This is a genomic window from Streptomyces sp. NPDC002787 (assembly GCF_053592095.1).
This window is the reverse complement of record NZ_JBSFVC010000008.1, coordinates 136,906-151,452: the sequence shown is the minus strand read 5'-3', so window position 1 is coordinate 151,452 and position 14,547 is coordinate 136,906. Positions and strand designations below refer to the sequence as shown.

Genomic DNA, 14,547 nt, shown 5'->3' with positions numbered 1-14,547 from the left:
CGTTCCTTCTTCCAATCCGAGTTGAACGGTGGATGGGCTACGTACGGTTGGCGTGTCGGGCGGGCGGGTCGGCCAGCGTGAGCGTGCCGTCCGCCAGGCCGGCGATCGTCATGCGCCGGGCCTCGGCGAGGGCGTCGGCCTGGGCGCGCAGCAGGCGTTCCCGGCGTTCGGTCTCGGCCAGCAGGGCATCGAAGCGGAGCACCTCGTCCGGGTCGAGGTCGGGGAGCTGGTAGTCCTCGATACGGCGGGCCGCCCGCACCGCGCTGGGGCTGCGGGCGGTACCCCGGGCCGCGCCCAGCAGGGCCGCCAGGACGCGCGGGGTCAGCGGACGGGCCGCGTCACGGTGCACGCGGAGGACGCGGGCCGGGAAGGCGACCACCGAGAAACCGTCGACGTCGACGTACAGGCCGAGGCGGGGCGTGAGGGTGTAGACGACGTCCCCGGGCTCCGTCAGCGCCACCCGGTCGTATTCGGCGGCCAGGACCAGCCGGTCGATACGGCGTACGCCGACGGGCCGTTCGCCTGTGATCTCCTCGGGTCCGAGGACGGCATGGTGGCCGTCCGGGTCGAGGTGGCGGTCGTCGACGCGGTGGCCGGGGAGCCGGGTCACCCGGTGTCCCGCGATCAGCTTGCCGAGCGTGGTACGGCCGGGCAGGCGGCCCACCCGGCGCAGTACGCCTCCTCGGTAGGGGCCCTGGCCGTCCTCGTATGCGCGCATGTCCGCCGTCGCGCGCTCCAGGCGTGCCTCGGCCTCGCCGATCAGGGCGGGGCGCTCCTTGACCTTGTCGGACCAGATCGCGGACGCGGGTGGCGCGGGCGGGGTCAGCGGACCGCCGAAGGCCCGGTCCAGGACGGCGACGGGGACCGCGCGGCCGTAGCGCGGGTCGTGGCCGTCGAGCTCCCGGAAGCCCTCCGCACGCCAGAGGAGGACGTCTTCGGCGAGCCGTGCGCGTACCTCCGCCGTGAGCTGCTCGGAGCTGATGTCGGCCAGTAAGACTTTGCCCTCCGCCTCGGGGACGGGGTCGCGGGTGAGTGTCCACAGGGCTGGGCGGTAGCCGGGGCGGAAGGGCAGGACGCCGCCGGGAAGCGCGATGACCGACTCTACGACGTTGGAGCGCAGGAGGGCCGAGCGGAGCTGGGCCGCCTCGGTGTCCTTGAGCGCGTCCACGAGTGCGTCGGCCGGGCCCAGGACGAGGGCCGTGCAGCCGGGGCGGAGGAGGTCGGCGACCCGCTCGACCTCCGCCAGGGCGGCGAACACGGAACGGTCCTCGCCGGGGCGGTAGGGGAGCTGGGTGACGACGAGGTCCGGGTCCGCGAGGCGTTCCTCCAGATCAGGGCCGGTCTGGACGTCGAGGTCGAGTTCGCTGACGCCCGCGAGGAGGAGTCGGCGGCGGGTGATGCGGGCCAACCGCTCGTCGGGGTCGGCGGCCAGGATGCCGACGCTCTCGCGGTCCTCCGTGTCGACGAGGAGCGCGACGAGCAGGTCGCCGGCGCGGGCGTGCGGGTCGGCGAGGGTGAGGGACTCTCCGTGTTCCAGCCGCACGCGGAGATCGGTGAGCTGGGTGAGCAGGCGGCGCAGCTCAGGGGCGACGGCGTCGGCGGCGAGGGAGTCCAGGCCGAGCCGGGAGCGGGCGGCGAGCAGCCACTCGTACGCGCCGCGTTCGTCGTAGGCGGCCTCGACCAGGTCCTCCGCGAGACGGGCGAGAGGGGCAGCCGATGCGTCGAGAGAGCGCAGTTCCCGGAGGACGAAATCGTCCTCCGCGTCGATCCGTTCGGCGCGGTGCAGCAGGGCGGCCCACAGGGCCGTGTCCCCTTCGGCATCGCCCGAGGGGTCGCTCACGCCGTCGGTCAGCGGCCGACTCCGACCGAGCCGGCGCAGGCACAGCAGGCTTCCCAGTGCCTCGACCAACTGCCACGGCGTGAACCGCTCCCGCAGCGCGATGACGCCGAACAGGGCCAGCTCGGACCTGAGTTCCGTCGGGTCGGCGTTGCCCAGGCCGGACGCGATCAACCACTCGGCCACCTGGGCGCCGTCGAACAGCGGCCGTCCTGAGTTCTCGGACACGGCGGTGGGGAAGTCCGGATGCCGACGGCGCCAGGTGGACACCACGGGACGCTTGACCCGGGCGAGAGCGGCGATCTCGGACATCGACACCAGGAGGGGCGCCGAGGGCCGTAGTGTCGTGTCTGGTGGACCGGTGATCACGTTGCGCACACCTCCCCCATCCGTCCGTCTCTCCTCCCGGCAGTCGCTGCGGCTGTCAGGGCTCGACCTTGTTGGGCTCCACGGAGCCTCTTTCCGAGGTTTCCCGCCCGATGCCAGAGAACGCTACGACGCTTCAGGCTGCGTCGTAGCGAAATCGATTGATAATCCCGGTTATCAGATTATCGATAGGTCCCGGCGCTAGGTTCCGCGACAGTAACCGGCACGAGCCGAGGGCAGCCATCCGCGTGGCCGGATGACAGCGGAGCAGGTGGCCTTCGTCATTAGCCTGCCTCCAGAGAAACGTGGCGATCATCGAGACAGGGGGATACGGAATGGGTGAGCTGGCCGAAGCGGTGGCGAAGCTTGAGGAGCGGGTCGAGGACGTCCGCATGCTGCGTCAGATCGTGGAGCGTCTCGACACGGAGATAGCGGCGCGTATGGATGAGATCGAGTCGATCGGCAGTGCCGTCCTCGACCTTCACGGCGATCTCGACAACCAGATCGCCGAGTACGACTACGCCGCCGTCGAGCAGACCGTCGCCTCGTTGCGCGGACTGGTGGACGTGGAGGAGGTGCTCCCCGCGATCGACACCGTACTGCTGCTCACCGCACTCCGCGACGACGAACCCATGCCTGACCTCACCCTGCCGTTGGCGGCGTTCGAGGACAGCGACGCCGGAGAGCATCCTCGCCTCACACAGGAGGACCTGGACCGGGGCTTCAAGGCCGACCTGGCCCGGGCGGACCAGCGCTGGGAGGAGATCTGGGGCGACCATGCCTGGGCGGACTCCGACGAGCGGGACTCCCACCGGGCCGAGCACCGCGCCGAGGCCGAACGGGAGGCGATCAAGGACCGTGCCCGGCGGGCCGCAGCCCATGTCGAGGCACTCGTCGACCACATCGGTGACCCGCTGTGGCCCGACCTCGTGGAGGCGGTAGAAGCCGGTGACCGGGGGCGCGCGGTCCGGATGCTGGCGGCCGCGTGTGCGGCGGCACGCGAGACCGAGCCCGCGTACAAGCTGTACGAGGTCAACCTCTCGGCGCAGTACGAGTCGTCACCCATGTCCCTCGGTGCCATGGGCGAGTTCCTGAGCGACTTCGAGGGCTGGTTGAGGTCCCCCAAGGCCGAGTGATCGGCGCGGAGGCTCGCCTGGCTCGCGCAATGCAGTAGCGGATCCCTAGGCCCACCGAGCCTCCGCCCGGCGGCCTCAGCCTGACAGGGTCCTGAGACGGGAGACCGCCTCCTTCAGCACCTCCGTGCGCTTGCAGAACGCGAACCGTACGAAGGGCGCGCCCGCCTCGCGGTGGTCGTAGAAGACGGCGTTCGGGATGGCGACGACGCCGGCTCGCTCCGGCAGCGCACGGCAGAAGGCGAAGCCGTCGGTCTCGCCGAGGGGGCGGATGTCGGTGGTGATGAAGTACGTGCCCGCCGTACGGAACACCTCGAACCCGGCGTCCGAGAGCCCCGACGCCAGCACGTCCCGCTTGGCGCGCATGTCCGCGCGGAACGCCTCGAAGTAGCTGTCCGGCAGCGCGAGGGCCTCGGCGACGGCGTACTGGAACGGCCCGGACGCCACGTAGGTCAGGTACTGCTTCGCCGAGCGCACGGCCGAGACGAGCGCGGGCGCGGCCGTCACCCAGCCCACCTTCCACCCCGTGAACGAGAACGTCTTGCCCGCCGACCCGATGGTGACCGTCCGCTCCCGCATGCCCGGGAAGGTCGCCAGCGGCAGATGCTCGGCGTCGTCGAAGACCAGGTGCTCGTACACCTCGTCCGTCACCACCAGCAGATCCCGCTCCACGGCCAGCTCGGCGACCGCCGTCAGCTCCTCACGGGTGAGGACGGTCCCGGTCGGGTTGTGCGGGGTGTTGATCAGCAGCAGCCGCGTCCGGTCGGTGACGGCGTCCCGCAGCTCGTCGAGGTCCAGCCGGAAGCGTCGGTCCGCGACCCCGTCGCGGGGTCCCTCTCCGTCGCGCCTTTCCTCTCCGTCGCTGGGTCCCTCGGACGGCCGAAGCGTCACCGGTACGCGCGTCCCGCCCGCCATCGCGATGCAGGCCGCGTACGAGTCGTAGTACGGCTCCAGGGCGACCACCTCGTCACCGGGCTCCAGCAGACCCAGCAGCGCGGCCGCGATGGCCTCCGTGGCGCCGGCCGTGACCAGCACCTCCGTGTCCGGGTCGAACGTCAGCCCGTACCGCCGACGCTGATGGTCGACGATCGCGGTGCGCAACTCGGGGACGCCCGGCCCCGGCGGGTACTGGTTGCCGCGCCCGTCGCGCAACGCCCGTACGGCGGCTTCGCGGATCTCCTCGGGGCCGTCGGTGTCCGGGAAACCCTGGCCCAGGTTGATCGCCCCGGTCTGGACGGCGAGCGCCGACATCTCGGCGAAGATCGTCGTCCCGAACTCGGTGAGCCTCCGGTTGAGCGGAGGACGAGGCGTGCGGGAGGGGCTTGCGCTGGAGGTCATGGCCGTCATCCTGCGCCGAACCTCTGGACTTCCTCAACTCGGCTTTGACCGGTGACGCGCGAGGGCATCCCCACGTCACGCGCGGCCCACGGGGGGTCTGCCGGGGGGAACGGAAAGGCGGGTGCCGAGATGGAGGTCTTCATCATCTTCGCGGGCGCGATCGTCGTGATCAGCATCGTGTCGAGGCTCGGCGGAGGCTCACGGCGCGGCCGGCGCCGCTCGCACAGCTGGTGGGCGGACGGCCGTTCGTCCCACCACGGCTCGTCCGGTGGTTCGTCGTGCGGGGGCGGCTCGTCGTGCGGCGGCGGTTCCTCCTGCGGCGGCGGAGGCGGTGGAGGCGGCTGCGGCGGCGGCAGCTGACCGCTCCGGCCTGCGGCGGCGGCAGCTGAACGACACGCAAGTGAGCGAGGCACCCACGGGGGGCGCTTCGGGGGACACATGTGAGGAAGAGGAGGGTGGGTCATGGCGGAAGCCGGCTTCATCCTGGTGGTCGTCGTCATCGCCCTGGCGATCGTCGTCGGGGCCGTCAGGAGCTCCACGCGCCGTGGACGGCGCCGCAGTTGGTGGGCGGACGGCGGCGGCTCGTCCGGTGGTTCGTCGTGCGGGGGCGGCTCGTCCTGCGGAGGCGGCGGCTGCGGCGGCGGTGGGGGAGGGGACTGACCTATGACCGCGACCCTGCTCACGCTCGGCGTCCTGCTCTTCGTCGCGCTCGTGGTGGTGGCGTCGCTGGTGGTGCCCTTCGTCGTGTTGATCACGCGTGGTGGCATCGGTGACGCGCCCGGCCTGCGCCCGCCCCACCCGCGCCGACGGGACGACAGCTGGTGGGCCAACGCCTCGCGGTCGCCGTGGCCCGACGGGGGCGGCGGCGGCCACGGTCACGGTCACGGCGACTGGTCGTCGTGCGGAGGTGGCGGCGGATCGTCCGGTGGTTCGTCGTGCGGCGGCGGCTCGTCCTGCGGCGGCGGCTCGTCCTCGTCCTCCTGCGGCAGCAGCAGCTGACCGCGCACGACGAATCGTCCGGACAAGCTCTGGACTTGCTCAACTCGGCTTTGAACGAACGACGGCGGGGGCATCCCCGCGACACGCAAGTGAGCGAGGCGCCCACGGGGGGCCGCTTCGGGGGACTCAGGAAGAAGAGGGGAGGGTGACGCCATGAACGCGATCGCGGTGATCGGCATCATCCTGGCGGTGGTCTGTCTCGTGACGGTGGTCGTGGTGACCGTCAACCGCAGCAGGGCGAACGCGGCGCGGGCGGCGGCTCGACGCCGTCAGTCGTACGGCCGAGGCGGCAGCGCCTACGGCGGCGGCAGCGGCGGCCGGAGCAACAGCGCATCCAGCAACAGCGCGTCGAGCAACAGCGACAACAGCTGGTGGGTGCTGGGTACCGCCGGGGTCGGTGACAGCGGTTCGTCCGACTCCTCGTCCGGCGACGACCGGGGTTCGTCGTCCGGGGGAGGCGGCTCGTCCTGCGGCAGCGGCAGTTCCTCGTCGTGCAGCAGCAGCAGCGGCTCGTCCTGTGGTGGCGGGTCCTCCTGCGGCGGTGGGGGCGGATGCGGTGGAGGCAGCTGACACGGGGCAGCTGAGCTTCACGACACGAGCGCCCGCCGGGACGAACTTCCCGGCGGGCGCTCGCGTGTGCGGCGGCTGTGGCTTTGACAGGTGTACGCCCGCCTTCTCGGGGCAGGCGCACCGGACGAGCGAGCCTGACCAGGCGGGGAAGCGTACAGGGCCAGGGCGCTGACCCATGTGGGGGAGGCGCACGCGAGTGACTCCTGTGTACGCCTGAGTACGCCGGGTGGACCCGGTTGTCCGAGGGGCGCTCCCCGGGGTCCGCGCGCCCGCCCCGGTGGGCGTGCGGGGAGTGCGTCGGCGCAAGGGGCGTACGCCTGGTTGAACACTTGAGCTGGCCTGCCACTCGGGGGGATGGAAAGCGCGTCAAGTTGGGTAAAAACGCTGTGGTGGCGCCACAGTTCATGATTCCCTATAAATCGCCAATGCGGACCCGGACGTTCCCCCCCCGGCAAGCCTGATCCGGCTTGACCGGACCGCCCGGGACGTCGTCCTCGCCTGACCTGGCTGACCGGGCCACATCCCCCAGTGTCGTCCCGGAGCGTGCCGGACCCACTCCTCTTCTCTTTGCGTCTCTGTGGAGCCGACCCATGCTCACGACCCTGAACACCGCCTACACCGACTCGCGCGCCGCCGACCTCGCCTGGGCCCTGGGCCGCGAACCGCTTCCCGCGCTCGCCACACTCGACCTCGAACTCGCTGGCGCGAAGCTGCAGTTGAGACTGCTCGGCGCGTCCCACCAGGTGCTTTTGGAGGAGGAGCGGGGCAGCCACTGTTCGGAGACGGTCGCCTGTATCCCGGGTTCCAGCACACCCCTCCCGCTCGGTGTCGCCAAACGGATCGACGACTGGGAGTACGAATTCGCCGCCCGCGTCGAAATCCTGTCCCCCGGTTCCTTCGCGGGCCGCGCCCAGGAGCTGCTGGCCCTCGTCTCCGACCACCCGCAGGGCCTCGCGGGCGTCTTCCCCGGCAGCCCTCACGCCTTCACCGCGATGCTCGCCCAGCGCCACGAGGGGCAGGTGCACTGGCGTACGTGGCACGCGTATCCGCAGGACGGGCAACTGGTGGCCACGAGAACGAGAGTCGGGGTCAGGGTGCCGGTGCCTGCGGCGCTTTGACCGGTGGGGAGTGGGGTGACGGTGACTTGGAACGGGTGGCTCGGAGTGGGTGGGAAGAGGGGTGGGGTGGCTGTGGTGGGTGGTTGTCCGCGGGCCCCGTAGAGCTTCTCGCGCACTCCCCGCGCCCCTGAGAAGCAGGGGCGGCGCCCCTGCTTCTCGGCCCGCAGGGCCGTGTCTTTCAGGGGCGCGGGGAACTGCGCGAGCAACCACGTACCACCCGCGCCCGCCGAACTACCCGAACCCCCGAGCTATTAGGCGCCTGGCTCAGCGTCGCAGACCACCCGTGTGGGTGACCCAGCGGAGCGTGACCCTGACGGTAGCGTGCGAGGAGTGATCGAGCCGCACGCTCCCGCACCTCCTGGCGTCCCTCCCCTCTGGCGCGGCCACGGAGGCCCAGGCACCCAGGCGTGGCTACCGGTCCGCCCAGGAATAGGCCGCTTCCTCGTCCTCGCCGGCGTCTTCGTCTGCGCCGCCTGCGGCCTCGTGTACGAACTCGAACTCGTCGCCCTCGCCTCGTACTTGATCGGCGACTCGGTCACCCAGGCCTCCGTGGTCCTCTCCGTCATGGTCTTCGCCATGGGCCTCGGCTCCCTCGCCGCCAAACGCCTCCGCCCCCACGCGGCCCTCGGCTTCGGCGCCATCGAAGCCGCCCTCGCCCTCGTCGGCGGCTGCAGCGCCCTCGCCCTGTACGCGGCGTTCGCCTGGACCGGCGACTGGGGCGGCATGTGGGCCAGTGGCTCGCGCTACCTCCTCGTCGCCTTCTCCCTCGCCATCGGCCTGCTCATCGGCGCCGAAGTCCCCCTGCTGATGGAGCTGATCCAGCGCATCCGCCGCCAGGACGCGGCCGGCACGGTGGCGGACCTCTTCGCGGCGGACTACGTCGGCGCACTCGTCGGCGGCCTCGCCTTCCCCTTCCTTCTCCTGCCCTGGCTCGGCCAGTTGACCGGCGCCCTGCTCACCGGCACGGTCAACGCCCTCGTCGGCGGTGCCCTCGTCCTGGGCCTGTTCCACCACGACCTCAGCCGCCGCGCCCGCTGGCTGCTGGTGATCACCAACCTCGCCGTCCTCGGCCTCCTCGCCACCGCCGCCGTACACGTCGACGACTTCGAACGCGCGGCCAGGCGCGCGGTGTACGGCAAGGACGTACGGGTCGCACTCCAGACCGGCGTCCAGGAGGTCGTCCTCACCGGCGGCAGGGACGGCCGCCCGCTCTCCCTCTTCCTCGACGGCCGTCTGCGCGTCAGCGGCCGCGACGAACACCGCTACCACCGGGCCCTCGTCCACCCCGCCATGAACGCGGGACCGCACGCCCGCGTCCTCGTGCTCGGCGGCGGTGACGGCCTCGCCGCCCGCGAAGTCCTCCGCCACGAGGGCGTACGTCGCGTGGACGTCGTCGAACTCGACCCCGGCGTGCTGCGTCTGGCCCGCACGGACCCCGCCCTCTCCGCCCTCAACGGCCGTGCGTACGCCGACGACCGCGTCCGCGCCCACACGGCGGACTCCTTCGCCTGGCTGCGGGACGCGCGCCCGACCGAGACGTACGACGTCGTGATCTCGGACCTCCCCGACCCCGGGATCACGGCGAGCACCAAGTTCTACTCGCAGGAGTTCTACGGCCTGGCCCGCGAGGTCCTCGCCCACGACGGCCGCATGGTCGTGCACGCGGGCCCGGTGTCGTCACGCCGGCACGTCTTCTGGACGGTCGACGCCACCGTCCGCGCGACCGGCCTGCGCACCACGCCCTACCGTGTCGCCGCCCCCGATCCCGGCTTCGTCACCGGCCCCGACCGCACGGCCCACACCTCCCGCGCGCCCCACGACTGGGGCTTCGTCCTGGCGACGCGGGCCTCCGACGGCCGGCGCCCCGCGCCGGACCTCGGCGCCGGGGCCGCGCGACTCGGCGCCGCCGACCGGGTGGCGGGCCTGCCGCCGTCGACGCTGGTGCACCCGAGGTACCCGGGCTGAGCCGCGTGCGTTCGCGTGTGCGGCCGCCTCACGCATGGGGCGCGTGTGACCACATGAGGTCGCCTGGGGCGGAACACGAGCAATAACGCGTATGTACGGGTGCGGTGCGGTCTCTCCTGGGTAGGCTCGGCTTCCATGGAGCATGAGGTGTTCGTTCCGGTTCCCGTCGGCCGCCTCCGGGAGGCGCTGTCCGACCCCGAGCGGGTGGCCCGAGCGGTCCCCGGGCTCCAGCAGGACGCGGGCACGCCGCCCGTCGCCGGCCGCCTGAAGGTCCGCGTCGCCGGCCACACCATCACGTACCGCGGCACCCTCCGCGTCACCGCCCAGGACGACGGCTCCTACGCCGTCGAGGGCGACGCCACCGAGGCCCGCGGCAGCGGCTCCGTCACCCTCACGCTCACCCTCAGCCTCGCCCCGGCCACCGAGGGCACCACCGTCACCTACACCGGCACGGCCACCGCCGACGGCCGCATCACCGAACTCCCGGCCGACTCGGTGTCCTCGACGCTGACCCGCCTGCTGGGCCGCTTCGCGGAGAACCTGGGAGCGGCGGGCGAACGGGGCACCGAAGAAGCGGCCGAGGACGCCTCCGGCACAGCCGCAACCAAGGCCGACGACGCGAAAGCCACCGCTGAGGAGGAGTCGACACGCCCCGCCGAGGACGAGGGCGAGGGCGAGGGCGAGGCGGAGGCCGCGGAGGGGGGTCCCGTCTTCGAGGCCGAGGCGCCGCCGTCCGCGCTGGATCCCTTCGTCGAGGACGACTTCGTCGCCGGGGGCGAGCCGCCGGCCGAGGCCGCGCATGCGCGCCGGACGATGATCGGCCGCAGCGCGGAGGAGGTCGACCACGCCCCGCCGCGTGGCCGGTACGCCCCGGTCCCGGCCCCCGAGACCGTCTCCGCGAGCGCGACCCTCCGCTGGGCGGCCCCGGCAGCGGCCTTCGCCGTAGCCTCCGCGATCATCGTGAGCCGCGCCCTGCGCAAGCGCCGCTGAGGGCGCCGCCCCGCTGACCACCCCCACGGACGGTGTCGTCCTACGCGGTGCTGCTGTCGCGCACCGCCCCGTTCGGCAACTCCCCGGTCGGGGGGACCAGTAGGGTCGAGGCGTGAGTAGCGAACAGATCACGTTGGCCGCGGGCGACGCGGAGGCGGTGTTGGCGCCGGGGAACGGCGGGCGGGTGGCGGGCCTGCGGGTCGGTGGGGTCGAACTGCTGCGTCAGGGCGAGCGGTTCGGCTGCTTCCCGATGGTTCCCTGGTGCGGACGGATCCGGGACGGCCGCTTCCTCAGCGGCGGCACCGTACAGCAGATGCCCCTCAACGCCCCGCCCAACGCCATCCACGGCACGACCCGCGACGGCGCGTGGCGCGTGGCGCGCCACGGCGACTCCGAGGCCGTCCTCACGTACGACCTCGTCGACCCCTGGCCCTACCCCGGCCGCGTCACCCAGGTGGTGACCCTCACCCCGGACGCCCTCACCCTCGCGATGGCCGTCGAGGCGTACGACTCCTCCTTCCCGGCCCAGATCGGCTGGCACCCCTGGTTCAACCGGAGCCTGGAGGGCGGCGGGGAGGACGTACGGATCGACTTCACGCCCGCCTGGCAGGAGGAGCGCGGCGCGGACCACCTGCCCACCGGCGACCGCGTCGACCCCGAGCCCGGCCCCTGGGACGACTGCTTCGGCATGCCCGACGGCGTCGACGTCACCCTCACCTGGCCGGGGCGGCTGGAGCTGAAGGTCACCTCACGCGAGCAGTGGGTCGTCCTCTACGACGAGCAGGCGGAAGCCGTGTGCGTCGAACCGCAGACCGGCCCGCCCAACGGCCTCAACACACACCCCCGTCTGGTCACCCCCATCGACCCCCTCGAAGCCACGACGACCTGGACGTGGCGGCGGCTGTAAGCGGACATAAGGGCCCCCTTAAGCTGGCTGCCATGACTGACGTGGACGTACGTGGATCTCTGCTGCAGCAGATCAAGGACAAGGCCGTGGTGCACGGCAAGGTGACCCTGTCGTCGGGTCTGGAGGCGGACTACTACGTCGACCTGCGCCGCGTCACGCTCGACGGCGAGGCCGCCCCGCTGGTCGGGCAGGTGCTGCTCGACCTGACCGCCGACCTCGACTTCGACGCGGTCGGCGGCCTCACGATGGGCGCCGACCCGGTGGCCGGCGCGATGCTGCACGCGGCCGCCGCCCGGGGCCGCAGGCTGGACGCGTTCGTCGTCCGCAAGGCGGCCAAGGCGCATGGTCTGCAGCGCCGGGTCGAGGGGCCGGAGATCCGCGGCCGTCGCGTACTCGTCGTCGAGGACACCTCCACCACCGGCGGCTCCCCGCTGACCGCCGTCGAGGCCGTGCGCGAGGCGGGCGCCGAGGTCGTCGCCGTCGCCACCATCGTCGACCGTGCCACCGGCGCCGCCGAGAAGATCGAACAGGGCGCCGGGGTGCCGTACCGGTTCGCGTTCTCGAAGGACGAACTGGGTCTCGACTGAGGTCGGCACGCCGGGCGGAACACAAGGTCAGGGGTTACCGAACAGTTCCGGACACCCTGGCCGGAGCATCCGGTCCCGTCTGGAAAGATGGGGCCGACGATGATGTCGCAACCCTAGGTCAGGGCTCGTAAGCACAACGCCACCCGCACATACAAGGAGCGGACCATGCCCATCGCAACCCCCGAGGTCTACAACGAGATGCTCGACCGGGCGAAGGCAGGCAAGTTCGCCTACCCGGCCATCAACGTGACCTCGACCCAGACGCTGCACGCCGCCCTGCGGGGCTTCGCGGAGGCGGAGAGCGACGGCATCGTCCAGATCTCGACCGGCGGCGCCGAGTTCCTGGGCGGTCAGTACAGCAAGGACATGGTGACGGGTGCCGTCGCCCTGGCCGAGTTCGCGCACATCGTGGCCGAGAAGTACCCCGTCACGGTCGCCCTGCACACCGACCACTGCCCGAAGGACAAGCTGGACGGCTACGTACGTCCGCTGCTGGCGGTGTCGGAGGAGCGGGTCAAGGCCGGCCAGAACCCGCTGTTCCAGTCCCACATGTGGGACGGCTCGGCGGAGACCCTCGCCGACAACCTCTCCATCGCCCAGGAGCTCCTCGCCCGCGCCGCCGCCGCGAAGATCATCCTGGAGGTCGAGATCACCCCGACCGGTGGTGAGGAGGACGGTGTCTCGCACGAGATCAACGACTCCCTCTACACGACGGTCGACGACGCGATCCGCACCGCCGAGGCGCTGGGTCTGGGCGAGAAGGGCCGTTACCTGCTGGCCGCGTCCTTCGGTAACGTCCACGGCGTGTACAAGCCGGGCAACGTCGTCCTGCGCCCCGACCTCCTCAAGGAGCTGAACGAGGGCGTCGCCGCCCGCTTCGGCAAGGAGTCCCCGTTCGACTTCGTCTTCCACGGCGGCTCCGGCTCCACGGAGGACGAGATCCGCACGGCCCTGGAGAACGGCGTCGTCAAGATGAACATCGACACCGACACGCAGTACGCCTTCACCCGCCCCGTCGCGGCCCACATGTTCCAGAACTACGACGGCGTCCTGAAGGTCGACGGCGAGGTCGGCAACAAGAAGACCTACGACCCGCGCACCTGGGGCAAGCTCGCGGAGGCGTCCATGGCGGCCCGTGTGGTCGAGGCCTGCGGCAACCTGCGCTCGGCGGGCACGAAGATCAAGTAGGTCCGCGTCGATCGAGGTAAGCCCACTTCTTGCAGCGAGCCCGGTGCTACGGCACCGGGCTCGCTGTATACCTGGACCCATGCCCGACATCCGGCTGGCCTCGCCCCAGGGCAAGTGGGTCCTGCTCACCACGATCCTCGGCTCCAGCATGGCCCTGCTGGACTCCACCGTCGTCAACGTCGCCCTGCCCCGGATGGGCGAGGACCTGGACGCGGATCTGGCGGCCCTCCAGTGGACCGTCAACGCGTACATGCTCACCCTCGCCGGTCTGATCCTGCTCGGCGGCGCCCTCGGTGACCGCTTCGGTCGGCGCAGGGTGTTCGTGATCGGTGTGGTGTGGTTCGCCGTGGCGTCGCTGCTGTGCGGCCTCGCGCCGAACGTCGGCGTCCTGATCGCGGCCCGAGCGCTGCAGGGCGTGGGCGGCGCCCTCCTCACCCCTGGCTCCCTCGCCCTCATCCAGGCCTCGTTCCACCCCGACGACCGCGCGCGGGCCGTCGGTCTGTGGTCCGGCTTCGGCGGCATCGGCGCCGCCGTCGGCCCGTTCCTGGGCGGCTGGCTGGTGGACGGCCCCGGCTGGCGCTGGGTCTTCCTGCTGAACGTGCCCCTCGCGCTCGTCTGCGTCCCGATCGCCACCCGCCACGTACCCGAGTCGGGCGACGGCCAGGCACACCCCGGCCGCTTCGACGTCCTCGGCGCGACCTTGGGCGCGTTGTCGTTGGCCCTGGTGACGTACGCGCTGATCGAGGCGGGGGAGGGCTCGCTGGCGGTGACCCTGTCGGCCGTCGCGGGGGTCGTGGCGGGTGTGGCCTTCGTCCAGGTCGAACGCCGGCGCCCCGACCCGATGATGCCGCCGAAGATCTTCGCCTCCCGCCAGTTCACGGTGGTCAACCTGGTCACCCTGTGCGTGTACGCGGCCTTCGGCGGTTTCTTCTTCCTCGCCGCGCTCCAACTCCAGGTGGTGTCGGGCTACTCGGCGCTGGGCGCGGGCACGGCCCTGCTTCCCATCACGGTCCTGATGCTCCTGCTCTCCTCCCGCGCGGGCGCCCTCGGCGAACGGATCGGCCCGCGCGTCCCGCTCACCGTCGGCCCGCTGCTGTGCGCGGCGGGCATGCTGCTGGCGCTGCGGGTGGGGCCGGAGGCGTCGTACGTCGCCGATGTCCTGCCCGCGCTGGTGGTGCTCGGCCTCGGCATGGTCACCCTGGTCGCGCCCCTGACCGCGACGGTCCTGGCCTCGGTCGACACCGAGCACGCGGGTCTGGCGAGCGGCATCAACAACGCGGCGGCCCGCGCGGCCGGCCTCATCGCCGTGGCCGCGTTGCCGCTGATCGCGGGGATGGGGCCGGAGGCGTACCGGTCGGCGACGCAGTTCGACGACGCGTTCGGCACGGCGATGGTCGTCTGCGCGGCCACGCTGGTGGCCGGCGCGGCCCTGGCCTACGCGACGATCCGCCGCCCGGCGCCGGACTGCCGCCACCCCGAGTGCCGCACGCACTGCGGGGTGACGGCTCCGCCGCTGGAGGCGGGGGGTTTGGGCGACCGGGAGACGTGA

The 14,547-nt window shown here is 72.0% G+C and carries 14 protein-coding genes; 12 read left to right on the top strand and 2 right to left on the bottom strand.

The features are described from left to right. Window positions 1–37: 37 nt before the first annotated feature. On the bottom strand, window positions 38–2,149 hold the full coding sequence (locus ACWD26_RS13450) for a hypothetical protein (RefSeq protein WP_451269385.1): 2,112 nt from the start codon (window positions 2,147–2,149) through the stop codon (window positions 38–40). Window positions 2,150–2,538: 389 nt separating this feature from the next. On the opposite strand from ACWD26_RS13450, the gene ACWD26_RS13445 reads away from it, so the two are divergent. Next, window positions 2,539–3,339 carry a hypothetical protein gene (locus ACWD26_RS13445; protein ID WP_451269383.1) on the top strand — a complete coding sequence of 267 codons (801 nt, stop codon included), beginning with the start codon at window positions 2,539–2,541 and terminating at the stop codon, window positions 3,337–3,339. A 75-nt stretch (window positions 3,340–3,414) separates the two neighbouring features. Here ACWD26_RS13445 and ACWD26_RS13440 read toward each other — a convergent pair whose 3' ends face one another. Further along, window positions 3,415–4,683, bottom strand: a complete 1,269-nt coding sequence (locus tag ACWD26_RS13440; protein WP_451269381.1) for a pyridoxal phosphate-dependent aminotransferase — start codon at window positions 4,681–4,683, stop codon at window positions 3,415–3,417. A 120-nt stretch (window positions 4,684–4,803) separates the two neighbouring features. Between ACWD26_RS13440 and ACWD26_RS13435 the strand changes: the two genes are divergently transcribed. The 11 genes from ACWD26_RS13435 (at window position 4,804) to ACWD26_RS13385 (ending at window position 14,547) form a co-directional block, all read left to right on the top strand. Then, complete coding sequence (locus ACWD26_RS13435; protein WP_451269379.1) at window positions 4,804–5,034, top strand: hypothetical protein; 231 nt, start codon at window positions 4,804–4,806, stop codon at window positions 5,032–5,034. A 102-nt stretch (window positions 5,035–5,136) separates the two neighbouring features. Then, window positions 5,137–5,334: a hypothetical protein gene (locus ACWD26_RS13430; RefSeq protein ID WP_451269377.1), complete on the top strand. Its 198-nt coding sequence runs from the start codon at window positions 5,137–5,139 to the stop codon at window positions 5,332–5,334. 3 nt (window positions 5,335–5,337) lie between these two features. Further along, entirely contained in the window at window positions 5,338–5,673 is a 336-nt protein-coding gene (locus ACWD26_RS13425) for a hypothetical protein (protein WP_451269375.1), read from the top strand. Between the two features lie 153 nt (window positions 5,674–5,826). Then, on the top strand, window positions 5,827–6,243 hold the full coding sequence (locus ACWD26_RS13420; RefSeq protein ID WP_451269373.1) for a hypothetical protein: 417 nt from the start codon (window positions 5,827–5,829) through the stop codon (window positions 6,241–6,243). A gap of 590 nt (window positions 6,244–6,833) precedes the next feature. Continuing rightward, window positions 6,834–7,361, top strand: coding sequence for a DUF2617 family protein (locus tag ACWD26_RS13415; protein ID WP_451269371.1), 528 nt, complete (start codon window positions 6,834–6,836; stop codon window positions 7,359–7,361). 330 nt (window positions 7,362–7,691) lie between these two features. Further along, window positions 7,692–9,326, top strand: coding sequence for a polyamine aminopropyltransferase (locus tag ACWD26_RS13410; protein ID WP_451269369.1), 1,635 nt, complete (start codon window positions 7,692–7,694; stop codon window positions 9,324–9,326). 135 nt (window positions 9,327–9,461) lie between these two features. Beyond that, entirely contained in the window at window positions 9,462–10,316 is an 855-nt protein-coding gene (locus tag ACWD26_RS13405) for an SRPBCC family protein (protein WP_451269367.1), read from the top strand. Window positions 10,317–10,428: 112 nt separating this feature from the next. Next, window positions 10,429–11,223 (top strand): aldose epimerase family protein, encoded by a 795-nt coding sequence (locus ACWD26_RS13400; RefSeq protein ID WP_451269365.1) that lies wholly within the window; start codon window positions 10,429–10,431, stop codon window positions 11,221–11,223. A gap of 32 nt (window positions 11,224–11,255) precedes the next feature. Next, window positions 11,256–11,810 carry an orotate phosphoribosyltransferase gene (gene pyrE, locus ACWD26_RS13395; RefSeq protein WP_451269363.1) on the top strand — a complete coding sequence of 185 codons (555 nt, stop codon included), beginning with the start codon at window positions 11,256–11,258 and terminating at the stop codon, window positions 11,808–11,810. A gap of 165 nt (window positions 11,811–11,975) precedes the next feature. Further along, window positions 11,976–12,998 carry a class II fructose-bisphosphate aldolase gene (fbaA, locus tag ACWD26_RS13390; protein WP_451269361.1) on the top strand — a complete coding sequence of 341 codons (1,023 nt, stop codon included), beginning with the start codon at window positions 11,976–11,978 and terminating at the stop codon, window positions 12,996–12,998. A 79-nt stretch (window positions 12,999–13,077) separates the two neighbouring features. Continuing rightward, window positions 13,078–14,547, top strand: coding sequence for an MFS transporter (locus tag ACWD26_RS13385; protein ID WP_451269359.1), 1,470 nt, complete (start codon window positions 13,078–13,080; stop codon window positions 14,545–14,547).

Coding starts and splice junctions, on each gene's coding strand:
- ACWD26_RS13425 (WP_451269375.1), top strand. CDS start 5,338: ATGACCGCGACCCTGCTCACGCTCGGCGTCCTGCTCTTCGTCGCGCTC.
- fbaA (WP_451269361.1), top strand. CDS start 11,976: ATGCCCATCGCAACCCCCGAGGTCTACAACGAGATGCTCGACCGGGCG.
- ACWD26_RS13450 (WP_451269385.1), bottom strand. CDS start 2,149: ATGTCCGAGATCGCCGCTCTCGCCCGGGTCAAGCGTCCCGTGGTGTCC.
- ACWD26_RS13440 (WP_451269381.1), bottom strand. CDS start 4,683: ATGACGGCCATGACCTCCAGCGCAAGCCCCTCCCGCACGCCTCGTCCT.
- ACWD26_RS13385 (WP_451269359.1), top strand. CDS start 13,078: ATGCCCGACATCCGGCTGGCCTCGCCCCAGGGCAAGTGGGTCCTGCTC.
- ACWD26_RS13445 (WP_451269383.1), top strand. CDS start 2,539: ATGGGTGAGCTGGCCGAAGCGGTGGCGAAGCTTGAGGAGCGGGTCGAG.
- ACWD26_RS13405 (WP_451269367.1), top strand. CDS start 9,462: ATGGAGCATGAGGTGTTCGTTCCGGTTCCCGTCGGCCGCCTCCGGGAG.
- ACWD26_RS13430 (WP_451269377.1), top strand. CDS start 5,137: ATGGCGGAAGCCGGCTTCATCCTGGTGGTCGTCGTCATCGCCCTGGCG.
- ACWD26_RS13435 (WP_451269379.1), top strand. CDS start 4,804: ATGGAGGTCTTCATCATCTTCGCGGGCGCGATCGTCGTGATCAGCATC.
- ACWD26_RS13420 (WP_451269373.1), top strand. CDS start 5,827: ATGAACGCGATCGCGGTGATCGGCATCATCCTGGCGGTGGTCTGTCTC.
- ACWD26_RS13415 (WP_451269371.1), top strand. CDS start 6,834: ATGCTCACGACCCTGAACACCGCCTACACCGACTCGCGCGCCGCCGAC.
- pyrE (WP_451269363.1), top strand. CDS start 11,256: ATGACTGACGTGGACGTACGTGGATCTCTGCTGCAGCAGATCAAGGAC.